The sequence below is a fragment of the Vibrio maritimus genome, assembly GCF_021441885.1.
Classification (GTDB): domain Bacteria; phylum Pseudomonadota; class Gammaproteobacteria; order Enterobacterales; family Vibrionaceae; genus Vibrio; species Vibrio maritimus_B.
This window is the reverse complement of record NZ_CP090439.1, coordinates 1,226,781-1,249,025: the sequence shown is the minus strand read 5'-3', so window position 1 is coordinate 1,249,025 and position 22,245 is coordinate 1,226,781. Positions and strand designations below refer to the sequence as shown.

At 45.6% G+C, this 22,245-nt stretch carries 15 protein-coding genes; 6 read left to right on the top strand and 9 right to left on the bottom strand.

What is annotated here, in order from left to right:
- Positions 1-158 precede the first annotated feature (158 nt).
- Complete coding sequence (gene dcuC / locus LY387_RS22020) at positions 159-1,526, top strand: anaerobic C4-dicarboxylate transporter DcuC (RefSeq protein ID WP_234496342.1); 1,368 nt, start codon at positions 159-161, stop codon at positions 1,524-1,526.
- A 41-nt stretch (positions 1,527-1,567) separates the two neighbouring features.
- On the opposite strand, the gene LY387_RS22015 is transcribed toward dcuC, so the two are convergent.
- Positions 1,568-2,641 carry a BamA/TamA family outer membrane protein gene (locus LY387_RS22015; RefSeq protein ID WP_234496341.1) on the bottom strand — a complete coding sequence of 358 codons (1,074 nt, stop codon included), beginning with the start codon at positions 2,639-2,641 and terminating at the stop codon, positions 1,568-1,570.
- Positions 2,642-2,929: 288 nt separating this feature from the next.
- Between LY387_RS22015 and LY387_RS22010 the strand changes: the two genes are divergently transcribed.
- On the top strand, positions 2,930-3,682 hold the full coding sequence (locus tag LY387_RS22010; protein ID WP_234496340.1) for a dienelactone hydrolase family protein: 753 nt from the start codon (positions 2,930-2,932) through the stop codon (positions 3,680-3,682).
- A 91-nt stretch (positions 3,683-3,773) separates the two neighbouring features.
- Here LY387_RS22010 and LY387_RS22005 read toward each other — a convergent pair whose 3' ends face one another.
- A complete protein-coding gene (locus tag LY387_RS22005; RefSeq protein WP_234496339.1) occupies positions 3,774-6,818 on the bottom strand; it encodes an efflux RND transporter permease subunit in 3,045 nt (1,014 codons plus the stop codon).
- 31 nt (positions 6,819-6,849) lie between these two features.
- Positions 6,850-7,941 carry an efflux RND transporter periplasmic adaptor subunit gene (locus LY387_RS22000; protein ID WP_234496338.1) on the bottom strand — a complete coding sequence of 364 codons (1,092 nt, stop codon included), beginning with the start codon at positions 7,939-7,941 and terminating at the stop codon, positions 6,850-6,852.
- A gap of 437 nt (positions 7,942-8,378) precedes the next feature.
- Here LY387_RS22000 and LY387_RS21995 point away from each other — a divergent pair, with 437 nt between their 5' ends.
- Genes LY387_RS21995 through LY387_RS21985 form a run of 3 tightly spaced genes read left to right on the top strand, consistent with a single transcriptional unit; the run spans position 8,379 to position 12,677 of the window.
- A complete protein-coding gene (locus LY387_RS21995; RefSeq protein ID WP_234496337.1) occupies positions 8,379-9,263 on the top strand; it encodes a cytochrome-c peroxidase in 885 nt (294 codons plus the stop codon).
- Positions 9,260-12,067: a PAS domain-containing hybrid sensor histidine kinase/response regulator gene (locus LY387_RS21990; RefSeq protein WP_234496336.1), complete on the top strand. Its 2,808-nt coding sequence runs from the start codon at positions 9,260-9,262 to the stop codon at positions 12,065-12,067. Before LY387_RS21995 ends, LY387_RS21990 begins: the two co-directional genes overlap by 4 nt.
- Before the next feature lie 28 nt (positions 12,068-12,095).
- Positions 12,096-12,677, top strand: a complete 582-nt coding sequence (locus tag LY387_RS21985; protein ID WP_234496335.1) for an HAD family hydrolase — start codon at positions 12,096-12,098, stop codon at positions 12,675-12,677.
- Here LY387_RS21985 and LY387_RS21980 read toward each other — a convergent pair.
- From LY387_RS21980 to LY387_RS21955, 6 genes are all read right to left on the bottom strand, one after another.
- The gene (locus LY387_RS21980; protein ID WP_234496334.1) at positions 12,671-13,627 is read right to left on the bottom strand and encodes a sensor domain-containing diguanylate cyclase; all 957 of its coding nucleotides are present in this window, start codon (positions 13,625-13,627) and stop codon (positions 12,671-12,673) included. The two genes, LY387_RS21985 and LY387_RS21980, sit on opposite strands and share 7 nt — an antisense overlap.
- Before the next feature lie 446 nt (positions 13,628-14,073).
- On the bottom strand, positions 14,074-14,496 hold the full coding sequence (locus LY387_RS21975) for a glycine zipper domain-containing protein (RefSeq protein ID WP_234496333.1): 423 nt from the start codon (positions 14,494-14,496) through the stop codon (positions 14,074-14,076).
- 198 nt (positions 14,497-14,694) lie between these two features.
- Positions 14,695-17,142 carry a family 20 glycosylhydrolase gene (locus tag LY387_RS21970; protein WP_234496332.1) on the bottom strand — a complete coding sequence of 816 codons (2,448 nt, stop codon included), beginning with the start codon at positions 17,140-17,142 and terminating at the stop codon, positions 14,695-14,697.
- An 82-nt stretch (positions 17,143-17,224) separates the two neighbouring features.
- Positions 17,225-18,721, bottom strand: coding sequence for a sodium:solute symporter family protein (locus tag LY387_RS21965; protein WP_419153459.1), 1,497 nt, complete (start codon positions 18,719-18,721; stop codon positions 17,225-17,227).
- 165 nt (positions 18,722-18,886) lie between these two features.
- Entirely contained in the window at positions 18,887-19,279 is a 393-nt protein-coding gene (locus tag LY387_RS21960; protein WP_006069083.1) for a RidA family protein, read from the bottom strand.
- 59 nt (positions 19,280-19,338) lie between these two features.
- Entirely contained in the window at positions 19,339-20,787 is a 1,449-nt protein-coding gene (locus LY387_RS21955) for an N-acyl-D-amino-acid deacylase family protein (protein WP_234496331.1), read from the bottom strand.
- Between the two features lie 182 nt (positions 20,788-20,969).
- Between LY387_RS21955 and LY387_RS21950 the strand changes: the two genes are divergently transcribed.
- Positions 20,970-22,238, top strand: a complete 1,269-nt coding sequence (locus LY387_RS21950) for an amino acid deaminase (RefSeq protein ID WP_234496330.1) — start codon at positions 20,970-20,972, stop codon at positions 22,236-22,238.
- Positions 22,239-22,245: the final 7 nt, after the last annotated feature.

The following is a 22,245-nucleotide window of genomic DNA, read 5'->3' as shown; positions in this document are numbered from 1 at the left end:
TAACCAGTTAGATACACCATTTTCTCATATGAAAATATTGTTTGTTCTAGATCATCAATATGCCGTACTGCACTCGTGCTACAAAACATTTATCTGTACAGTTCCTGACACATTTAGAAATAAATAGACGAACTTTTTAACAGTATCAGGGGAGATTTATGTTAGAACTGATGATCGGCCTAGTCGTCACCATCACCGTGGGCTATTTTATTGTTAAAGGCTATAAGCCCGCTGGCGTGTTGCTAACAGCAGGGATTTTCCTGCTGCTACTCACCGGTATTTTGGGGCACACTGTACTGCCTGCAAAGATTACGTCGACCGGGAATATGGTCACCGATGCACTGGAATACGTGAAATACATGCTTCAATACCGCGGTGGAGGCTTGGGCATGCAAATCATGTTGCTGTGTGGCTTTGCCTCTTACATGACGCACATCGGCGCGAATAACGTTGTCGTTAAACAATTCTCAAAGCCTCTGTCATTCATCACCTCTCCATACGTGCTGCTGGTTGCGGCATACATCGTGGCTTGTCTGATGTCTTTGGCTGTGAGTTCAGCCACTGGTCTAGGCGTCCTCCTAATGGCAACGCTCTTTCCTATGATGACCGCTATGGGGATTTCTCGTCCGGCAGCTGTCGCGGTCTGTGCATCTCCTGCAGCGATTATCCTATCGCCAACCTCTGGTGATGTTGTGATTGCTGCAGAGAAGTCCGGCTTGGCGCTGGATGTGTTTGCTGTACAAACCGTTTTACCGGTTTCTATTTGCGCTATTATTGTCATGGCAGTCGCTGCCTTTTTCTGGAACAAATACCTAGACAAGAAAGACAATACACCAATGGAGCGCGTTGATGTCTCTGAGATGGAAGTAAACGCGCCAGCTTTTTACTGTGTGCTGCCTTTCCTACCAATTATCGGTGTTTTTCTTTTCAACGGCCGTACAATCCCGGGGTTAACTCTCGACATCTATACTATTGTGGTAGGTTCTATTTTCCTGGGCGCGCTTGTTGATTTCGTGACCAAACGCTTCAATGGCAAACAAACATTGGAAGATCTCGAGTCTTGTTACCAAGGTATGGCAGACGCATTCAAAGGCGTTGTCATGCTATTGGTCGCGGCGGGTGTATTTGCGCAAGGTCTGATGTCTATTGGCGCTATCGATAACCTACTGCATCTGGCGGACAAAGCCGGGGCTGGCGGTATCGCGCTTATGCTTATCCTAACGGGCCTAACTGTTGCCGCAGCCATCGCCACTGGCTCAGGTAACGCGCCATTCTATGCATTTGTAGAGCTCGCTCCATCACTCGCAGCAAAAATGGGACTTAACCCAGCGTTTCTTATCATCCCTATGCTTCAAGCTTCGAACTTGGGTCGAACCATTTCACCGGTTTCAGGTGTTATTGTTGCAACATCGGGGATGGCACAGATCTCGCCTTTTGAGGTTGTAAAACGTACGTCTGTACCTGTTATAGCGGGTTTGATTACGGTGATTCTTGGCACTTTAGTCTTAGTACCAATGACCGTTTAGCACTCAAACTAATGGGGGCTTATGCCCCCTTTACGCAATCTCTAGAATGCTTCACCCACGGATAAGTGAAGTGTGCTTTCCTCCGGTCCTCGAGCGACATCAAGTCGGATGTTCATTTTCTTTTGCTCGACGGGCTGCCACCTAAGGCCAACGCCTTTGGTCACGACGGTACTCTGGCTTAAGATATCTTGCTCCGCTTCGGCGGTCTTACCAAACCCAACAAAACCAACTAGACCAAATCGCTCCAAAAACGTCCAACGCCCCTCGAACTGCGCTTGCACGATATTGTCATTTCTATAGCGACCATGGTTAAAGCCTCGCATTTGAAGTGTCGGTTTCTCATAAAACGGGACATCACCTCCACTGGTCATTCCGGTTAATTGAGAAGCAATGACTAAGTCATTTCTGACACTCCAGTAGTTGCTTGTCGATAGCTTGCCTATATTGTAATTACCATCCCCACCCCAATTTTGTCCGTAATCCATATAGCTAAACTGGGTATACCAACCTTCAGTTGGGTAATAGTTATCATCACGAGTATCGTAGTGTATGACGGCACCAAGACCGCCAGATTTTACCCGTTCTTCCTCAGGCCAAAATTCATTCAATTCACGAAAGTTAATGTCGGTTTGCATATAGTTGTATTGGGGACCTATATACCAATGGGAATCAAAGACTTGAAACAGGGCTCGTAACATCACGCCACTCATCTTCATGTCGTACTTGAGTGGATTACCTGCAAATATAGGATCGTTACCGTCCCCATAGTACTTGAGTTTCAGATCACCATGGAAAATCCCACCGGTGTATCTCACTGAGTCGTCTTTTAATGCCCCGTCATGAAATGCACCAACTAGCCAACTCTCGGTAGAGGTATACATGCCGATAATGCCGGATGTGTCATTATGAGCTTTTGAGCCAGGCTCTTTAGCATGCATATAGAGCCCAACTAACTGCACACCTGTACCCAGCGTTGGGTTTGACATTGGAATGGGTAAGGCGATAAACCCTTGCTTCTCCTCATTGGTTTTACTAGTGCTATCTACTTTGGATTTTTTATCATCAACATGGTCTTTATATTCTGCCGCGATAGCAGACCATGAAGATACGCTCAAAAGTCCTAGTAAAGAGAGGAAAGAAGTACGCCTTAAGCATTGACTAATAAGGTGATTTAACATTAACAACATCCATGTATACAGTTCATTAACCAGTATACACTGAATGGTTTGAAGCGCTAACGCTTGGCCGCCAGTCCAATCATTTAATTGAATATCCCAAACGCCACCTAAGCCATTGAGAAAAAATCGATAAATTAAATAGAAAAATTTCTCGCAAATTCATCCATAAAGCATTTCAAGACGTACTAAGCTTTTGATGACAAATGTCAGACAAAAGGGAAAACAATGAAAACAACACTCAAAGGACTTACCGTCTGTGCAGCATTAATGGCGCCTGTCGCATTAGCGGGCGAGCATGTTATCTACAACGTAGATGGCGAACCGTATGAAGGCTACTGGGCTAAAGTGAGCAATACCGCTCCGCTCGTACTCTTAGTACATGATTGGGACGGTTTGACCGAATATGAAGAAAAGCGTGCAGAAATGCTCAACGAAATGGGTTACAACGTTTTTGCTGTGGATTTATTCGGGCAAGATGTCCGCCCAACAAAAGTTGAAGACAAAAGGCAGCATACTGGCGAGCTCTACAAAAACCGCGATAAACTCCAAGCCTTAATGGCGGCAGGATTAGCGGAAGCTGGTAAGCTAGGTGGCAATCTCGACAATACGGTTGTCATGGGCTACTGCTTCGGCGGTGCAGCAGCGTTAGAATCAGCACGCGCAGGTATGAACGCAAGGGGCTTTGTGACCTTCCACGGCGGTTTGAAAACGCCAGAAGGCCAAAACTATGCACAAACTAAGGCACCAATCATGGTTTTACACGGCACGGCTGATTCAGCAATCCCGATGTCCCAGTTTGCAGCCTTAGCGGTTGAGCTCGAAGAGAGCGGCGTTAAACATGAGATGATTACCTACAGCGGTGCACCGCATGCGTTCACCGTATTTGGCTCAGATCGCTACCGTGAGGATGCAGACCAGAAGTCTTGGATGGCATTCACTGGCTTCTTAGAAGAAAAGACCGGCGTTAAGGCTATGTAGCTAAGTGACTCCATTTAGCTATTCTTAAACGCAAAAAATAGAAAACCCAGGTTCACTCCTGGGTTTTTCTTATTTAATTACGAGATTGCTTTTAGGCTGGGTTCTTAGCCTTGAACAGAATCGCGTACATAACTGGGATAAACACCAGTGTTAGAACGGTCGCGAAGCCAAGACCAAACATCACCGTAATGGACATGTTTACGAAGAACACATCGCTTAGCAGAGGGATCATACCTAAGATCGTTGTACATGCCGCCAGCATAACCGGTCGCATACGAGAGATCGAAGAATCAATAATCGCATCGTAGATAGGTTTCTCTTCTGCCTGCATGTCGATTTCTTCGAGGAGTACGATCGCATTCTTAATCAACAGACCTATCAGACTCAACGCACCCAGTAGCGCCATAAAGTCGAAAGCCCCATCAAGTAACAGTAGACCCGCTGTGATACCGATAATCGCAAGTGGCACCGTGATCCAGATAATCAGTGGCTGACGAACCTTACCGAATAGCAACACGACAACAATGATCATCATGATGAATGACACAGGAATTGCGCTAAATAGTGCGCCTTGTGCTTCTGCAGAGTCTTCATACTCACCACCCCAGTCCATCGTGTAGCCTGGTGGTAGCTCGATCGCTTCAATTTGAGGTTTCAATCGCTCGAACAGCGGTGCTGCTAGCTCACCGGTTGGGTTAGCTGATGCAATGATGGTTGTGAGTCGATCACGACCACGAATCATGGCATCTTCCCAAACCGTCTCAAAACCAACGACTACCTGAGCGATTGGAACCGTGCGTTCAAGTACAGGACTGTATACTTGGGCATCCATCAACTGAGATACGTCTTGACGCTCACTTGCATCCGCTCGGAAGTAGATTGGCAACAAACGCACACCATCGCGATAGATACCGACTTGAGTACCCTCACTAGCCGCACGCAGTGACGCAGTAAGCTCAGTTCTCGTCACACCTAACTGGCGTGCTACCTGTTCGTTAAAGATAGGCTTGATGAGCTTAACTGGTTGACGCCAGTCATTACGTACTTCTTTCGCGCCAGGATCCGCATGCATAATCGCTTCAGCCTGAGACGATAAGTCACGCAGAACTTCAGGATCCGGACCTGCAAAGCGAGCTTCGATCTTAGAGTCACGTCCAGGACCGATACGAAGACTCTTAATCTTCGGCTCGATACTTTCAATGTTGTCCGTCATGAACTGATCAATTTTCGTTTGAAGATCCGCGATCATCTCACGGTTTTCGGTACGAACAATGATCTGCCCATAAGCTTTAGTTGAGTCTTGTGGTGTATATACCAGCGAGAAACGAGATGCACCACCACCAATAAAGGTCGCTGTCCATTCAACACCTTCTTGTCCACGAATAAACTCAGCAACTTTGAGAGTATCGTCGCGGGTTTGATGAATGTCCGTTCCTTCAACTTCCCAGATATCTACGAAGAACATCGGCGTATTCGCATTCGGGAAGAAGGCATTCTTAACGAAACCAAAGCCCCAAACGGCAGACACGAACATCGCAAGGATGACGCCTATAGTTAGCACACGCTGCTTGAGTGCGAACTTAAGAATGCCTTTGTAGATAACAAAACCAGCACCAGCGTAAGGATCTTTTTCCTCTTCCCCTTCTTTCTTATCATCTTTCTTGAGTAGCAGCGCACACAACAGTGGTGTTGTAGATACCGCCGTTACCCAACTTAAAGACAGCGAAATGAGGATTACGTAGAATAGAGAACGAGTGAACTCACCTGTGTTACTCTGCGACATACCAATCGCCGCGAACGCAAGGATACCAACCGCAGTACCGCCGAGTAGCGCCCAACCATTCGCACCAACCACTTCACCGGCCGCTTTCATGGCAGGCATACCACGCTTGATCCGTATCATCATACCTTCGGCGACAACGATGGCGTTATCCACCAGCATCCCGAGAGCAATGATCAATGCACCAAGCGAGATACGTTGCAGTTCAATGCCATACAGATGCATTAGCGCCAGCGTACCTGCTACGGTAATCATCAGTACTGCACCGATGATAAGACCTACACGAAGTCCCATAAAGGCAAGAAGTACCACAACTACGATAATTAGAGCCTCAACCGTATTGGTCACAAAACCTGCTACCGATTGATCGACTTCTTGAGGCTGGTTGTAGATGATGTCTAGGTTCATCCCAAGCGGGATCTGGTTTTCCAAGCTCGCTAGCTTGTCTTCGATCAATGCGCCTACTTCGACTACGTTACGGCCGCTTAGCATTGAGATACCAACGGTCAATGACGGCTTACCGTTAAAGTAGATAAGTTTGCTTGGTTGGTCGTCATACTCACGTGTAACTTTAGCAATATCACCGAGGCGAATGAGCTTCTTATCGTTACTTGAGATAAGCAGATCTTCGATTTCACTTACATGCTTGAACGAGCCCGTTGGCTCGATACGAATGTACTCTGGACCAACGCGGAATCGACCTGAATCAGATACCAAGTTCTGAGATTGAAGGAGATTTTCAATCGTCGCCATATCGATGCCAAGTTCAGCCATTTTCGTGCGAGACATCTGCACGTAAACCACTTCTTTTTGGTCGCCATCGATTGAGACTTTACGCACACCAGGGACGAGAACAAGCTGCTTCTTAAGATTGTCAGCAACATCTTTTAGCTCTCGATAAGTATACCCTTCGCCGTTAAGCGCCATGAAACCACCGTAAACGTCGGCAAAATCATCGATAATTTGCGGCTCACCTGCACCTGGAGGCAGTTTATGCTTGTTATCAGCGATCTTACGACGAAGTTCATCATAAATGCCCGGCATTTCGGCAGAGGTATACTCATCTTTAAATTCGATGGTAATGTCCGAGAGACCTTCACGAGTCACTGAGCGCTTGATGCGCTTAACTTGACCAAGCAAACGTACCGCATCTTCGATGTGATACGTTACCTCATCGTACACTTCCTGAGGCGAAGCGCCTGGATAAGTGGTAATAATCTTGGCTTCTTTGATAGTAAACGCTGGATCCTCAAGTTTACCCATCTCAAAGTAGGCTAAGATACCGCCAATGGTCATCAACAGGACTAATAGCCAACTGTTGACTTTATTCTTAACTGAATACTCACCTAAATTCATATAACTTCTCTTCTTGCTGAGTCACAGTGGTTTATTGCGCTTGATCGATCTCTGGCATCAAGCTGACTTCCATGCCTTCAATAAGGAATGGCACACCAACCGTTACAATGCGCTCGCCCATCTCTAGGCCAGAAAGAATTGTGATGCGATCCCCAGACATGGTTGATACTTCAACAGGCTTTGGTGCAACAGTATTATCTTCTTGTACTACCCAGACTGTCGCATTGTGAGCGTTGTCGCTAACTACAGCGGTTGCGGGTACCTGAATTGAACCTGAAGTCTCTTGCAACTTAGAGAAGTCCGCCGTTACATAGCCTGTCATTCCTGGAAGAATGTTCTGGTCTGTTGGCGCTTCCATAGAAACCGTTACTTCAAACGTCTGAGTATCTGAATCTGCTTTTGAGGATACTTCAGTGACTGTTACTGGGTATGGCTTTTCACGAGCAACGTCGAAATAAGCAAAAACCGGTATCTCAACAGGATCCTCTGCTTGCTCATCGCGAATCTGACGCACAAGTTTCTCAGGAACATTGAACTTCAGTTCAAGGGTGTTTAGGTTCTGGAATGTAAACACCACTTGTTTCGCTTCAACGTTTTCGAAGTTTTGAATATCACGCTGAGCGACGAAACCGTCAAAAGGCGCTAAAAGTTTGGTGTAGCTAAGCTCAGTGTTGGCTTTATCGTAAGCTGCTTTTGCTCGCGTTAAGTTAGCACGCAACTGCTCAAAGTCTTTCTGAGAGATGAAGTTATCTTTAATCAACTCTTGCGCACGTTTGAAGTCAGCTTGAGTTCTTTGCAAGGTTGCGCGCGTATCGCGAACGGCAAGTTTGAAGTTTGTGTCGTCCAGTGTAGCGAGGACAGTCCCTTTCTTGACGTTGTCCCCTTCTTTCACAGGAATACTGTTTACTTTGCCAGCGACACGGAAAGCCATATCTGCACGATCCGAAGCTAGCACACGCGCTGGAAATTCGCGGATCATACTTTGGTTTTCTAAACCGATAACGACAGTTTTAACTGGCCTAATTACAGGCGCTTCGACTGTTTTTTCAGGCTCTGGGCTACAACCGGTCAAAGCAACGCCAATCGCTGCTGCCAGAGTAAGAGCACGTAAATGAGTTTTCATAACAACCACCCAATAAAAATTTATAAAAACCAATACAATATTTGGCTAACGAGATCGAATACACGCTATTTCACAAGTTACATTAAGCGTAGCAAAAAGCAACAAACGTTACACAAAAACATAACTTTATAAAACGCATTAGCCACTAATTAAGCAATGTGGCACGTAGAAACTTCCTCTAAGACCACGAAATGCCGACGAGTTCACTATTTTTTGCGTTTTTTTACCTTTTATTGAAATGGTGAATAAGTATCCCATACTGCTACATGAATTCCATATACATGAAACATTTTATGAACATCGTCATTATAAGGTGGATAATTTCTTTAGGTGTAATACTGGTGCTTGCGATGTACCTTATTCTCACTTTTACGTCACCGAACGCCCATACTTCGTCAACAATAAAAGGTCAGAGTCGCTCTGTAAATCAAAGCGCTATGGCACTTGTTTCCCCCATTCCTCCTGTGCAGTTAACGCCTAATGAACTCGCTATTGCCAAGTTAGGTATGCAGCTATTTCTTGATCCTAACCTTTCCTCTAATGGACGCGTAAGCTGTGAGTCGTGCCATCACATTTTTACCAACGGTGCGGAAGATATTAAGGTATCTAAAGGCGTGAAGGGCAATGGAGTAAGGAATTCTCCTACAGTATTTAACATCGCCCACAATTCACGTTTTTTCTGGGATGGTCGTGCATCAAGCCTGGAATCACAGATGGATGGTCCGGTACACAACCCGCTTGAAATGAATACCAACTGGCAAAAGATTAGCGACTATGTATCGTCAGTATCGGACTACAAAGATAAATTCTCGAAACACTTTGAAGGCAAGATCAACGAGGCAAATATAAAAGCCTCCCTCAAATCCTTTATGGTGGCGCTAGACACACCCGATGCGCCATTCGACCAATATTTGGATGGAAACAAAAGCGCATTACCTGCAGCAGCACAGAACGGCTGGAAAAAGTTCCAGGATCTCGGTTGTGTTATTTGCCATCAAGGTACCAATGTAGGTGGTAACCTGTTTCAAAAATTTGGCAACGTAAACAGCACTGGCGAGCTAGAGAAAGACCTCGGTCGTTACAACGTCACAGGCATCGAGTCAGACAAAGGCGTGTTTCGCGTTCCCAGCCTAAGAAACGTCGCCAATACCGCCCCTTACTTTCATGACGGCAGAGCTCAAACCTTAGAATCGGCCATAGTTACCATGGCTAGAGTGCAACTCGGTCGCGACCTCGATGCGACAACCATCCTTGAGCTCACTGCATTTCTCAATGCTCTTACCGCACCACCGCCTCCCATTCTTGAGGAGCTTTTACCATGAGCCATAGAATACTATCCAGAAGGCGCGTCGAGGCGCTCTACCAGCTTGCCATCGTGCTATCCGCTATTTGGTTGATCATAAGTGTCGCCAACAGCCGAGTTAGTGATGCATACCAGAAATCTTACCTAAACCTATCACACAACATTACCCGCTCTCTCGAAGACATATACTCTTTTGAGTACAACAGTAATAAAACCTACGACACCTTCTCGAATGAGTTGGTGGATATTGAGCTTAAAGCCAATCATCTCTATGACAACCTAACACTCAATCAAAAGAGTTACGTCGATTGGCTCAGCCCCGTTCCCAATGAAGCAGTATTGTTCGGTCGACACATCAAAAATGAAATTCTTGGTTTTACTCAACGTCTTGAAAGACTTCTTAGTGCGAAAGTATCCTTTGAATACTCAACGAACACGCTTCAAGAGCTTAAAAACGAACTTCTCTCCACGACGCTTTCAGAGCAAGACAAGCTTCGCATCTACCAGTACTTTGATAACCGCATTGGCCGCCAAGATCTACCCTCTGATATCAAAACACATAATGTGGTTATGGCGATAGATAGCTATATCAAGCTCAACAACCGCGTTGGTGCGGAGATAGACCAAGACAAGCAAGCACTATTAAATAGTGAGATACACACTTTACTTAACGATGTGAATACCTATTGGTTAGACCGCTCTTCCAGCCAACAACGAAATGTCATTATCTCCGGAGTACTACTGTTTCTTTTTCTAGCGGGCTACATATACTGGCGTCAGTGGATACAGCAGTACAGAGAAGCCAAACTCAATCGTGAACTGTTTACCAAAGAAAAAGAGCGCTCGCATCTGGCATTAGTGGTCGAGCACGCAAGTGACGCTATCATTATCACAGATAAGTCAGGTCATATTTCTTGGGCAAACCCTGCGTTCGAGCGCTTGTCAGGCTTTCAACTAGATGAAGTCATTGGTCAAAAGCCGGGCAGTTTCCTACAGGGAGAAGAAACGTCAAAAGAGGAAGTTCAACGCATATCTGCGAGCTTAAGAAAAGGTAATGCCGTTCAGTCAGAACTCATCAACTACCATAAAAACGGAACCCCTTATTGGATAGATATTGCAATCACCCCAATTAAAACCTTGAGTAATCAAGTTGAACAATTCATAGCAGTAGAGAGAGATAGCAGCGAAAGAAAACGTCTTGAAAGTGACTTAAGACTCGCGGTCGAAAACGCAGATGCTTCTAATCGAGCTAAATCTACTTTTCTCGCTACGATGAGCCACGAACTGAGGACGCCACTAAATGGCATCCTTGGGATGGCTCAAATTCTCGAATCCTCTGTCACGCAAGAACAGCACAAACAGCAGTTACATATACTGCTTGAATCAGGTAATCATCTATTGTCACTCCTCAACGACATACTCGATATTTCAAAAATAGAGGAAGGTAAACTCGAGCTGGAATCAATTGACTTCGCCGTAGAAGAACTCTGCTCACCCATTGTCAGCACTTACTCTTCAATCTGCCGAGAAAAAGGCATTGGGTTTGAGCTTGATAATCGACTCGATAAAGGAAAGAGCTACCGCGGCGACAAATCTCGAATTCGACAAGTCATATTTAATTTGTTGGGCAACGCCGTCAAATTCACTGCCTCCGGCCATATTAAAGTGACGCTCACAGGCGAAACAAAGACCGATCATTCAGAACAACTTACTATCTCTGTAGAAGACACTGGCGTCGGCATTCCAGAAGAAAGATTGAAAAGCATATTTGATCCATTTACTCAGGCAGAAGCATCAACGACAAGGAAGTTTGGTGGAACGGGTCTAGGTCTCGCAATCGTTAAAAAGCTCGCGAAAATCATGGGAGGCGACGCAACCGTAACCAGCACCGTAGGCAAAGGAAGTACTTTTACCGTCTCATTCAAGCTAGAGCACGCCGAGCCTGTTCAGGCAGAAACAAAAGCCAATGTATCACTTGATGACCAAGCGCTCGCGCAATCCCTGAAGATTCTATTAGTCGAAGACAATAAAGTTAACGCACTGGTCGCTAAAACATTCTGTAAAAAACAAGGACATGATGTAGAAGTTGCCGAAAATGGACAAGTTGCCGTTGATAAGGTTAAGGAAAACTCATACGACCTCATCATTATGGACAATCATATGCCTGTTATGGATGGCATAGAAGCAACGCGAATTATCCGTGAAGAACTCAAATCAGAAACCGTAATTTTTGGTTGTACTGCCGATGTCTTTAAAGAAGCACACGATAACTTTGTTGCCGCTGGCGCTAATCATATTTTGACTAAACCCCTGCAAAAAGAGAGTTTTATTGATGCACTTCAGCGCTATCGCCACCTTTTAGTTATGCCACCTAAAACGGAGTCTAATTCAAGTGTCGTTGAGCTTATTAGACATGATTTAACGCAGCCAGATCTGCCAACCGCTACAGAAGCCGAACTGCGAATGGAATCGATTCAAGATGGAAATCCAATCACTTATGAGCAAGTCGCCGAGTTTAAGGATATTGGGGAAGAGCACTTGAATCGGATCATTTCCAATTACTCAGCAAAAGATATAAAACTGCTCAATGAAACGCTGGAAATCATTTTGCAACAGTGCCGCCCGATCTCTCTACATCGAGTGGTAGACAAAATCGAGCAACTTCAGAGCACTTTAGAATTGGACAAATTACCGGCTTTGGAGGAAGTCCAATCTCTAATAAACCTCGTAGAAGTCAATATTCATGAAGCGATCAGAATATTAGACAAAAACACACAACAAACCGACAAGGCTAAGCTAAAGTCATCTAATATATCTACATAGAGATGCTAACCACTGAAGGGACACGCACTTGACCATTAAAGCTGTTGTATTTGACTTGGACAACACCCTAGTATCATCAAATATCAATTTTGAATTGTTGAGGCAAGAGATTGACTGTCCAAACGGTAAAGATCTGCTAACGCATGTTGCCGAAACCGAGTGCGACAGTCAGCGCAAGATTAGGCACGACGTTATCTTAGAGCATGAGATTAACGACGCTAAGTCGAGCAACCTAATGAGTGGTGCACAAGGTCTGCTTGATTGGCTGTTGGCGAGGAACATGCACTTTGGCATCATTACCCGAAACTGCCGAGAAGCAGCGGAAACAAAACTTCGAGAGCACAAACTTGTTGTAGAAACACTTATCACCAGAGAAGACTTCCCAGCAAAGCCAGATCCAACCGCGTTGTTTCATTTAATGAAGGAATGGAGCTTGGAGAAAGGCAGCGTTCTGTACGTTGGCGACCATCAATACGACGTGCTTACCGCACAAAACGCTGGGTGTTTGAGCTGCTATATATCCAACTCAGAAGACTTGTCTTCAAGTTATGGAGCGGATTTGCATTACCCTTCTTTAAAAGCACTCCATCGCTATTTAGAGGCTCAATAGCAAGAGCCTTTATTCATATACATCGCCTTATCTGCTAGCTCTATTAGTTCTTCATGATCGACTTTATCCAGAGGAGAGCAACAAACGACACCGACGTAGTAACCAAGTTCATATACTGCACTACTCGTTTCGTTAAACGCTTCTACCTTTTCTTTAAACCGCGTAATAGGAAACTTCGAGTCGTTCCCCGTTGTACCTGACATTAATACGACGAATTCATCGCCTCCTACCCTTGCAATAACATCAGAATCTCTAAAATTCGATTTCAAAAGCTTTGCGAACTGGCGCAGAGCTTCGTCACCAACAGAGTGTCCGAATCTGTCATTAATTTGTTTGAAATGTTCTAAATCAAACAAGGCTAGGGTGTAGGGTTCAGTGGCAAAACGACATTTTTGGATCACTTTATCAGCCAAAAGGTTGTAGCCGCGGCGGTTAGAAATCTGCGTGAGTTCATCGATCGTAGAGTTGAGGTTCGCAACGAGCTCAGACTCCGCTAGCTTTGCTAGGTCGATAAGATCATTGACTTGCTGATCACTAAAGTGTCTAGGTTGGCTATCTATGATACACAAAGTGCCAATCTTCACTCCATCGTCAATCTTGAGAGGCACTCCAGCGTAAAATCGAATATTTGGCGCTCCAGTCACAAGAGGATTATCACTAAACCTTACGTCAACCGACGCGTCTGGAATAATGAACGGCTCGTCACCTAATATGGCATGCCCACAAAAAGACTCACCTCGCCCTGTTTCCTGAGCATTAAGACCGACATTAGATTTAAACCACTGTTTATCCTGTTCAACAATGCTCAAAAGTGCGATATCTACATCGAACATTCGCTTTGCCAGTCGAGTGACCCTATCAAAACGTTCTTCAGGTTTTTCTAAAATATTTAACTGTTTAACGACTTTGAGACGGTAGTCATCATCAAACGGGATTGGCGCTGGCTGCATGTGCTCTTTTTCCTTGGCATGATTCTCGGGGCGTCCCTATGAATAGCTCAGTCACGGAATTCAAACGGAACTACAGACTTAAAATTAGCCAAAATTATCCTGACTTGCCACAAAAGCATCATATTCTTATCGTAAATTCATATGAAATCACACTCTGTTGATAATTATATAATTCGCATTTCGCAAAATAATTGCGTAATGCATTTGCAAACTGGAATTAATAGGGCTTGATGTGTGTTTTGGAGCACAAAAAGAGGGAGAATAGACTTTGAAAAAGTTGGCATACATCATGCTTTATAAACTATGACTTCTTTTTGAAGTCACCTAGCCAACTGACGTTGTTAGTGAACCGATTTGTTCACACTGTTTTCGGCCGATTGACTTGTCAATCGGCCTTTTCTTTGCACGTTATTTAGTCTTGGCGTTTAAAACAGACTAGCGAGTTATTACCCTTGCTGACCAGGTTGGGACTCTTGCGCTTTCTCCATTTCTGCTAGCTTTTGCTCTAACTCACGAATACGAATTTCAGCCTCAAGCTCATCTGCACGCTTTTCAGCATCGCTGCGGTTATCCTGTTTAATACCATCCGCCAGAGTTTCCGTACGACCAGTTTCACGAGAGTCTTCTAGATCTTTCATCGACCCGGCAACACCTCCAGCAACACCTCCGGCTACTGCTCCTTTGACTGCAAGATCAGGTTCACCCGTTAGAACGCCCATCGTTGCACCTAATAGTGCGCCACCAGCTGCGCCTCGATTACGTGCTGCGTTCTCGTTTTCCTTATCGAAAGCAGGTGACGAACAACCAGCAAGCAAAGCTAGTGTCGTAACGGCAAATAATGATTTAAGAGAAGTTTTAGTAAAAGTCATAGCAGTAATCTCGCAGTGGTTGTTTCTATGCCGGAGAGAATACCGATTTGACGTGTTGCAAGGAATTCACTTGTCGTTATTAGGCTGATAAGCAGTAGTTATCAGCTTATACCGAACGGGCGTATTCATAAAAAAGCCGAGTATTGCTACTCGCAACACTCGGCATTCGACCAATCAGCTCTGTGATTTAGTTATGATCTATTCTGAAAGAGCTTCCAACAACATTTCCGTTGGCTTAACGATGGCAACAATGGTTTCGTCTATGATGATCGCCGACTCGTTAATCATCCCTTGATATGCATTCGTATCTGCTTTAGAGATAACCTCTCCAGCTTGCGCCTTAGCAACTAAAGTCAGACCTAACTCCGCGATTTTCTTCGTTGCTTTCGTCACTGCGACTGTATCAACAGATGCGACGTTCGCTGCGAAGATAGGTTCAGCAGCGGTCGCAGCGTTTAAAACTGTCTGATAGTGACGTTTTAAAGCAGAGAGCGCTTGCTTATCACCTTTATCAAACTGCTCTACAAGATCTCGCATTTCATACACAGCATAGCTCTCAACAGGCAGTGCATCAGCGAAACGATTCAAGCGTTCATGTTGATTATAAAGATCACCGTGATTTTCCGTTTGAATCCACTTCTCCCAGTTGCGAGCGTAGTACTGCGCAGGCTCAGTATAGCGAGCAAGTGTCAGTAATGGCGTTACATCGGCGCCATTCGCTAAACGCTGCATCATAACTCTAGAGTCAGCGTGATGGCGCATCCCCAGAGAGATCTCCGACCAACTGTCGATAGCGCGCATACGCTTATACATGCTTGCTTCGTCTGTCAGCTCTTCTGAAGACCAGAATCGCTCAGCGATGGCGTAGCTACGCGGCCAAATACGGTTTTCCATAGTTTGAGAGTTAATGTTTTCAGCCCAGACGGTGATTTCGCCACCAAGAATGAGCGACTGCTCGTCTTCAGTTAACTCGGCTGGGTAACCACCGCTTGGCTCAGGTATAGTCGAGCCTGGCTGCGCAGAAGAAGCCACGATTTCACCCGTGGTTGGCCAACGCACGTTGCCAATAAGCTGATAGCTCCCTTCTGCAAGCTTGTCACCAGCCAGCTTCAGGTTAAACTCGGTATACGACATAAAGTTGTCAAAATGCCCCTTGAAGCTCTCTCCTGGCGTGTACTCAAGAATTTCGACTTCAGTACGAGACTTACCGTTGTAGTCGGTAAACGCTCTGACGCTGCCATCTTTAGCTTGAATGATAGTGAGCAACCCCTTACGTGGACCGCCCTTCGTACGCGGTTTTTCCCACTGATAGCTAACGAAACGCTCGCCTTCATGCAACGTATCGTCGACCGTAATACCATGAGGCATTGGGTCATTGCGATAGTGATAGCTCGTTGGCTGAGGTTGGTCTAGGTAATAGCCCGTAGAGAGAAGTCCTTGATAGCCTTCTTTCGCCGCACGACCAATACTGTCATGCCCGCGCCAGCTTTGAATCACGATGGATTTTGGCAGATCTTTATGCCAGATCTCATCCCAGCCCGTCATCTTCTTGCCGCGATCTTCAAGCATCTTCTCTACTTTCGCATTCAAATAAGACTGTAAGCCGCGCTCGCCATCGAGATTATTTTCTTTGATAAACGCTTGGATCTTAGGGTTCTCTTGCCACTGCTTATAGTTTGGCTCGTCACCGCCGATGTGGAAGTACTCATCAGGGAAGAGTTCGACCACTTCATCAAAGACACTACTCAACATGGTATAAAGCTCAGGATTTGTTGGGTCCATGAGCGGCTCAAATACGCCCCATTCACGCTGTTGTGGGTAGCTTTGCTCCCCCATCCCGGACATTAGCTCAGGGTAAGCATGAGCAACTGCAGAAGCGTGACCAGGAAGTGAGATCTCAGGAACCACACGAATACCTAACTCACGAGCATAGTCAACGACATAGCGAATTTGATCTTTAGTGTAGTAATCACCATCCGTGGTTTTCTCCCAAAGCTTGGTGTAGTTGTCCAGTTGGATACGGATACCTTGGTCATCCCAGATATGCCAATGGAACACGTTCATTTTCGCTGAAGCCATCGCATCCAATTGACGCAGGATCACTTCCATCTCAATGAAGTGACGAGAGGTATCATAAGAGACACCGCGCCAGCGGAAACGAGGTTCATCTTCAATATAAATTGCTGGTACCGAATAACCGACAGCATCCGTTTTGACAAGTTGAAGAATGGTTTCGATACCACGGATCGCACCGTATGGACGATTCGCCTTTAAAACAATCTGCCCATTCTGTGCGTTCAAGGTGTAAGACTCATCAGCATTGATATCTTGAATCGCTGCTTTAGGCGCATCATCGATGTCGATAACCAAAGTCGCTTCACTCGCGCTTTCAGCCTGCCAATTCAGAGTCGGTAAACCCGTTTGACGCTCAAGGCGAGTGATAAAACGTTTTGCCGTCGCGTCAACGCGCTCTGAATTGTACCCTTTGATAAAAATACTGAAGTCTTTATCGATAACAACATTGCCCTGTTTCAATTCCACCATTTGAGGATAAGGCATTAAGTTCAGATCGGTATTTGGTGCCATAGCCCATGCCGTTGATGTTAGTGTGCCTGCGATTAAAAGAGATACCAGTTTCTTGTCCATGACTACTTCCTGAGAAAACAAAATTCAGCCTAATTCAGTTGCGTCAGGGTGCTCTTATGCTACACCCTGACTAAGAGAGTGATTACTCTGTAATTGGCGTTGAAGTCGTGGTGTCCTTGTTGGACTCACCACCTTGCTCCATCTGTGCGCGTTCTGCGTCTAAGATGGCTTGAGCTTCCTCTGGTGACACCATATTTCTTGGCGTGAACAAGCTCACTGCAACACCCGCTAGAGTTGCGACTGCAACAGATGGGATGACTGGGTTACCCCAGAATGCGGTTAGGCTTGGGCTGAGGATAACCATGAATGAAGCCGCTGATGCACCAACAAGCGTCGCAATCGCACCCTGCCACGTGTAGCGCTTCCAGAAGCGACCCAACATTCCGCACACGAACATTCCTGACATCACCGTTGAGATCATCTTAGTGATGTAGCCGATAATGTCGTTTGACGTCAGTGCAAACAGTAGAGCTAAACCAATTACGACGATAAGCGCTAGCCTTGAGTAGTTCATCATCGATTCTTTATTTGGAACGCGGCCTGTAAACATGACATACACGTCACGCAATAGGATAGACACACCGGCAATCGCATCAGAGCTCGCGCTCGACATAGTTGCCGACAAACCTGCAATCAGAACGATCATGCCAATACCAACTGGTAGTACCGTTGCTGCAATGTATGGGAACGCGAAATTAGCATTATCTAAATTAGGGTCAATCGCATGCGCCGCCATACCAATAACCGCAGGGATGATTGAGAAGAACAGGTACAATACACCAGATAACACAAATGAACGGCGGATGGTCGATACGTTCTTACCTGAGTAAATACGCTGACGGAATGAAGGCGTCGCCAACACACCCACACCAACCACTACGGCCAATGAGATAGCTGGAATCAGACCGAGTTTTTCAATCGCTAGAAAGCTGGTCGCTGCTGGGTCCATCGCAGCGTAAAGGTTATCAAGACCACCAATGTGTTGCACCGATAGTACTGCCATCAAGATGAAACCAACGAAAAGAATCACAGCTTGAATTGTGTCAGTCCACACCACTGCGGTGTAACCACCAATGACAACGTAAATCGTAAACGCGGCAGCAATAATGACTTTCGCAACATTGAGGTCAATATCTGCAATCCAAGCCAGATACATACCGCCACCCAAGATGTGGGCACCTAACCAGCCAATAGAAGCAATAAAGATAAGAATACCGACCAGATTTTTCACCACGCGGTTTGCACCGACATAGTAGGACAACTCTTCACTCATGGTCATAAAATTGAGTCGACGAACAGGGGCAAACCAGAGTGCGAGTAGTAAAATACCAAGAGCGCCACCAATGCCATAAAGTGCACCAGCCCAACCGTTAGCATAACCAAAACCTACTGCGCCCATACTTGAGCCAGTACCCACCATGGTCGCTACCGTGGTACCTAGTACCAAAAACAGTGGTAAGCCGCGCCCACCAAGTAGAAAATCTTCACCTGACTTTTGATTACGCGATACATACCAACCAAGCCAAATAAGAAAACACACATATATCCCGAATCCGGATAAGAATAGTGTACTGTTCATTGAACACCTCCAGAGAGATAAGCAACTTATATACTGCCTATCGTTTTACGTTATTTAATCTCGAAACGTAACTACACAATGTAATCACAATGTCATTATTATTTTTATTGATAAGGGCATCGCAAAATGCCCATTATTAAGTTGCGTGTAGATACGGCTTTATATTTATCGACGGTCTTCGCGATAGCAAGTCACGTCTACTTCTACTTTTACATCCACCACTAGGTCACAAACCATGCAGATTCGTGCTGGTGGATTTGCACCAAAAAACTCTTTGAATACTTTATTAAATGATTGGAAATAACGAGAATCTGTCAGTACCACTTTAACGTGTACAACATCCTCAAGACCGTAGCCCGCTTCTTCCATAATATCGACACAGTTCTGGATAGCCAGGCGTGATTGGTCAACAATTCCGCCTTCCACAACTTCGCCATCTGTCATTGGTGTTTGACCCGACACGTAAAGAAAGCCACCAGCTTCTGTTGCTCGAGCGAATGGTAAATGTTGTCCACCTGTACCGACACCACCTTCTACACCATAGCGTTTAATTGTCATTGTTTACTCCAGTTTTGTTACGTCTTATTTAAGTTTTACATTTCTTGAATTTGTATAATTCAAGAGCAATTAATTCCATCACGATATATAAATCGACCAAATCTTTCTTTGGCGACTAATTTATTTTGATAGCTAATATTTCCGTTAACTAATACACACTCTATTCCGTCTGCTAAAGAAATAGGTGTTTCAAATGTCGCAGTATCACGAACATTATGTTTATTAAAAAGAACTAAGTCCGCGAAGGCACCTTCTTTGATAACCCCTCGATTCAATAAGTTATAACGTTGCGCAGACATTCCTGTCATTTTATAAACCGCTTCCTCGAGTGGAAATAACTCACGATCTCGACAGTAATGTTTCAATACTTTAGGGAAGGTGCCCCACAGTCTTGGGTGAGGATGTGGATCGTTCGGCAGTCCGTCAGATCCAACCATGGTAAGCCTGTGTTTAAGTACTCGCTCCACATCTTGCTCATCCATGCAGTGATATACGGCTCCCGCTGGTTGGAGAGCTTTAGCAGCGTCCATCAAAGGCAATTCCATTTGCTTGGCAATGTCAGCAAGAAGCTGACCTGCAAACTCCGGTTTAGATTCCGACCATGTAATAAAGATATCGAAGTCGTCAGTAACCTGTTTAAGGTCCAGAGTTGAAGAGCTTGCCGAATATGGGTAGCAATCGCATGAAACATCTTGATGCTCTGCCGTCTTTTCGAGCAGATCGAGCACCTCGACAGTTCTGCCCCAGTTACCCGCTCCAGCACATTTCAGATGCGAGATCACCACAGGAACACGAGCATGTTTGCCAGTTTCAAAGGCCTCTTCCATCGCATTTAAGATAGCCTCAAATTCAGTGCGCATGTGCGTGGTGTAGATACCACCAAAATCAGCAAGAACCTCGGCCAAACGCATAACCTCACTCGCTGTCGCTTGTTTCGCACTGGCGTAAGCCAGACCAGAGCTCAAGCCTAACGCGCCCTCTGCCATCGCCTGACTCAGCGTGCTTCTCATTGATTGCAACTCGTCCTCGGTCGCCTCACGAAGTAGCTCATCCATCACGTTATTACGAAGTGTGGTATGACCAATCAACGCCGCAACATTCACCGCAGGCTGCGCGGCTTCGACCGCTTTGGCATACTCTGCAAACGTTGGATACTTAAAGTCTTCTTGTTTCCCTAGTAAGTTCATTGGATCAGGTGGTGCAACTTTAAGCGTCGCAGGCGAGGCACTGATCCCACAGTTACCGACAATAACCGTCGTCACCCCTTGACTAATTTTCGGCAAGCAATCTGGATAGCGAATAACGTTAGTGTCATCGTGCGTATGAACATCAATGAACCCTGGGCTCAATACCTGCCCTTGCCCATCAATCACCAAACCCGCTTTTGAGCCTGCTAGATCACCGATTTTCGCAATACGGTCTTGCTTAATTGCAAGGTCTGCATGGTAGGCAGGTCCATTGGTGCCATCGACGATTTCTACGTTTTTTATAATGATGTCGAACAACATGACCTTCTCTCTTATCTTCGCGCTTTCCATGAGAGGTATGTTAGAAATTAACCTGATAAAACTCAGTGACAAATTACACAAAACAACAATCAAAGTTTGATAGTTTCTAACATAATAAATATAATAGAAAACAACAATCATTAAGTATCAATAACTTAGCTCATGTTAGTGCGAGACAAAAAATGAAAAACCTATTCACAGAAGATAGAAACAATCACAAGAAACAAGAACTTGATTATGCAACCGGTCACAAAGGCTTAGCGTGTAGTCAAGAAAAAAAGCAGAGTTATAGTTTAATCAATGAAGACATCAGCCTGCCGGCGGCAGTCATCAAACGCAGTCATTTGACGAACAATATGGAGTGGATGCAGAAGTTTGCTAACCATCATGGCGTGAAGCTTTGCCCTCACGGAAAAACCACCATGACGCCTGAGTTTTTTCGTCAGCAACAACAGCATGGCGCTTGGGGCATCACGGTAGCAAGCGCCCCACAAGTTGAAGTCGCCGCTCACAGCGGTATTGCTAACATCATGATGGCGAACCAGTTAGTCGGTAAAGCTAACATGGCTTTGATCCACAGAGTTAAGCGTGATACCGGCGCTAGGGTAATGGTTTGTGTCGATTCAAAACAAAACGTTGAGCAGCTGCAACACTACTTTGAGCAAACGGTTCACACGATTGAAGTGCTGATCGAGTATGGGGTTGAGGGGGGGCGTTGTGGCTGCCGCACCGCAGAAGAAGTCACCGCACTTGCGCAGCTTATTGCAACGCTATCACACGTTGAACTGGTTGGAATTGAGGTCTACGAAGGTGTCATTCATGGCGGAGATGAAGAGGCTCGCGTGCGTCAGTTCCTCTCCAACACGCTTGAACTAGCGGCCAGCTTAGTCGCAGATAAGCTACTACCTCCTAAGCCAATCGTCACAGGTGCTGGCTCGGCTTGGTATGATGTCGTTGCCGAAGAGTTTGCTCACCTCGCTAACGTTGAAGCCATTTTAAGACCAGGTTGCTATGTTATTCACGACACAGGTATCTACCTCGATGCGCAGCACAAAGTGATGCAACGCGCTGAGAAAAACCAAGGATTTGCCTGTGAGCTAGGGGGCGATCTTTCCTCAGCATTAGAGGTCTGGGCTTATGTTATCTCACGCCCAGAGGCTACCAAGGCGATTATTGGACTAGGAAAGAGGGATGTCGCATTCGATGCAGGCTTACCCATCCCAGAGCGCATCTATCGCAATGGCGAGGCACTCGATATCAAAGACCTTGTAGCGACAGATGTGATGGATCAACACACATTTTTATCCATTCCTAAGGACTGCGACCTCCAAGTTGGTGATATGATTGCCTTTTCAACGTCACATCCTTGCCTGACGTTTGATAAGTGGCGTTACATAGCCATCAGTGACGACCAACATAACGTAGACCGTTGGGTCGAGACGGCATTCTAGAGGGAAC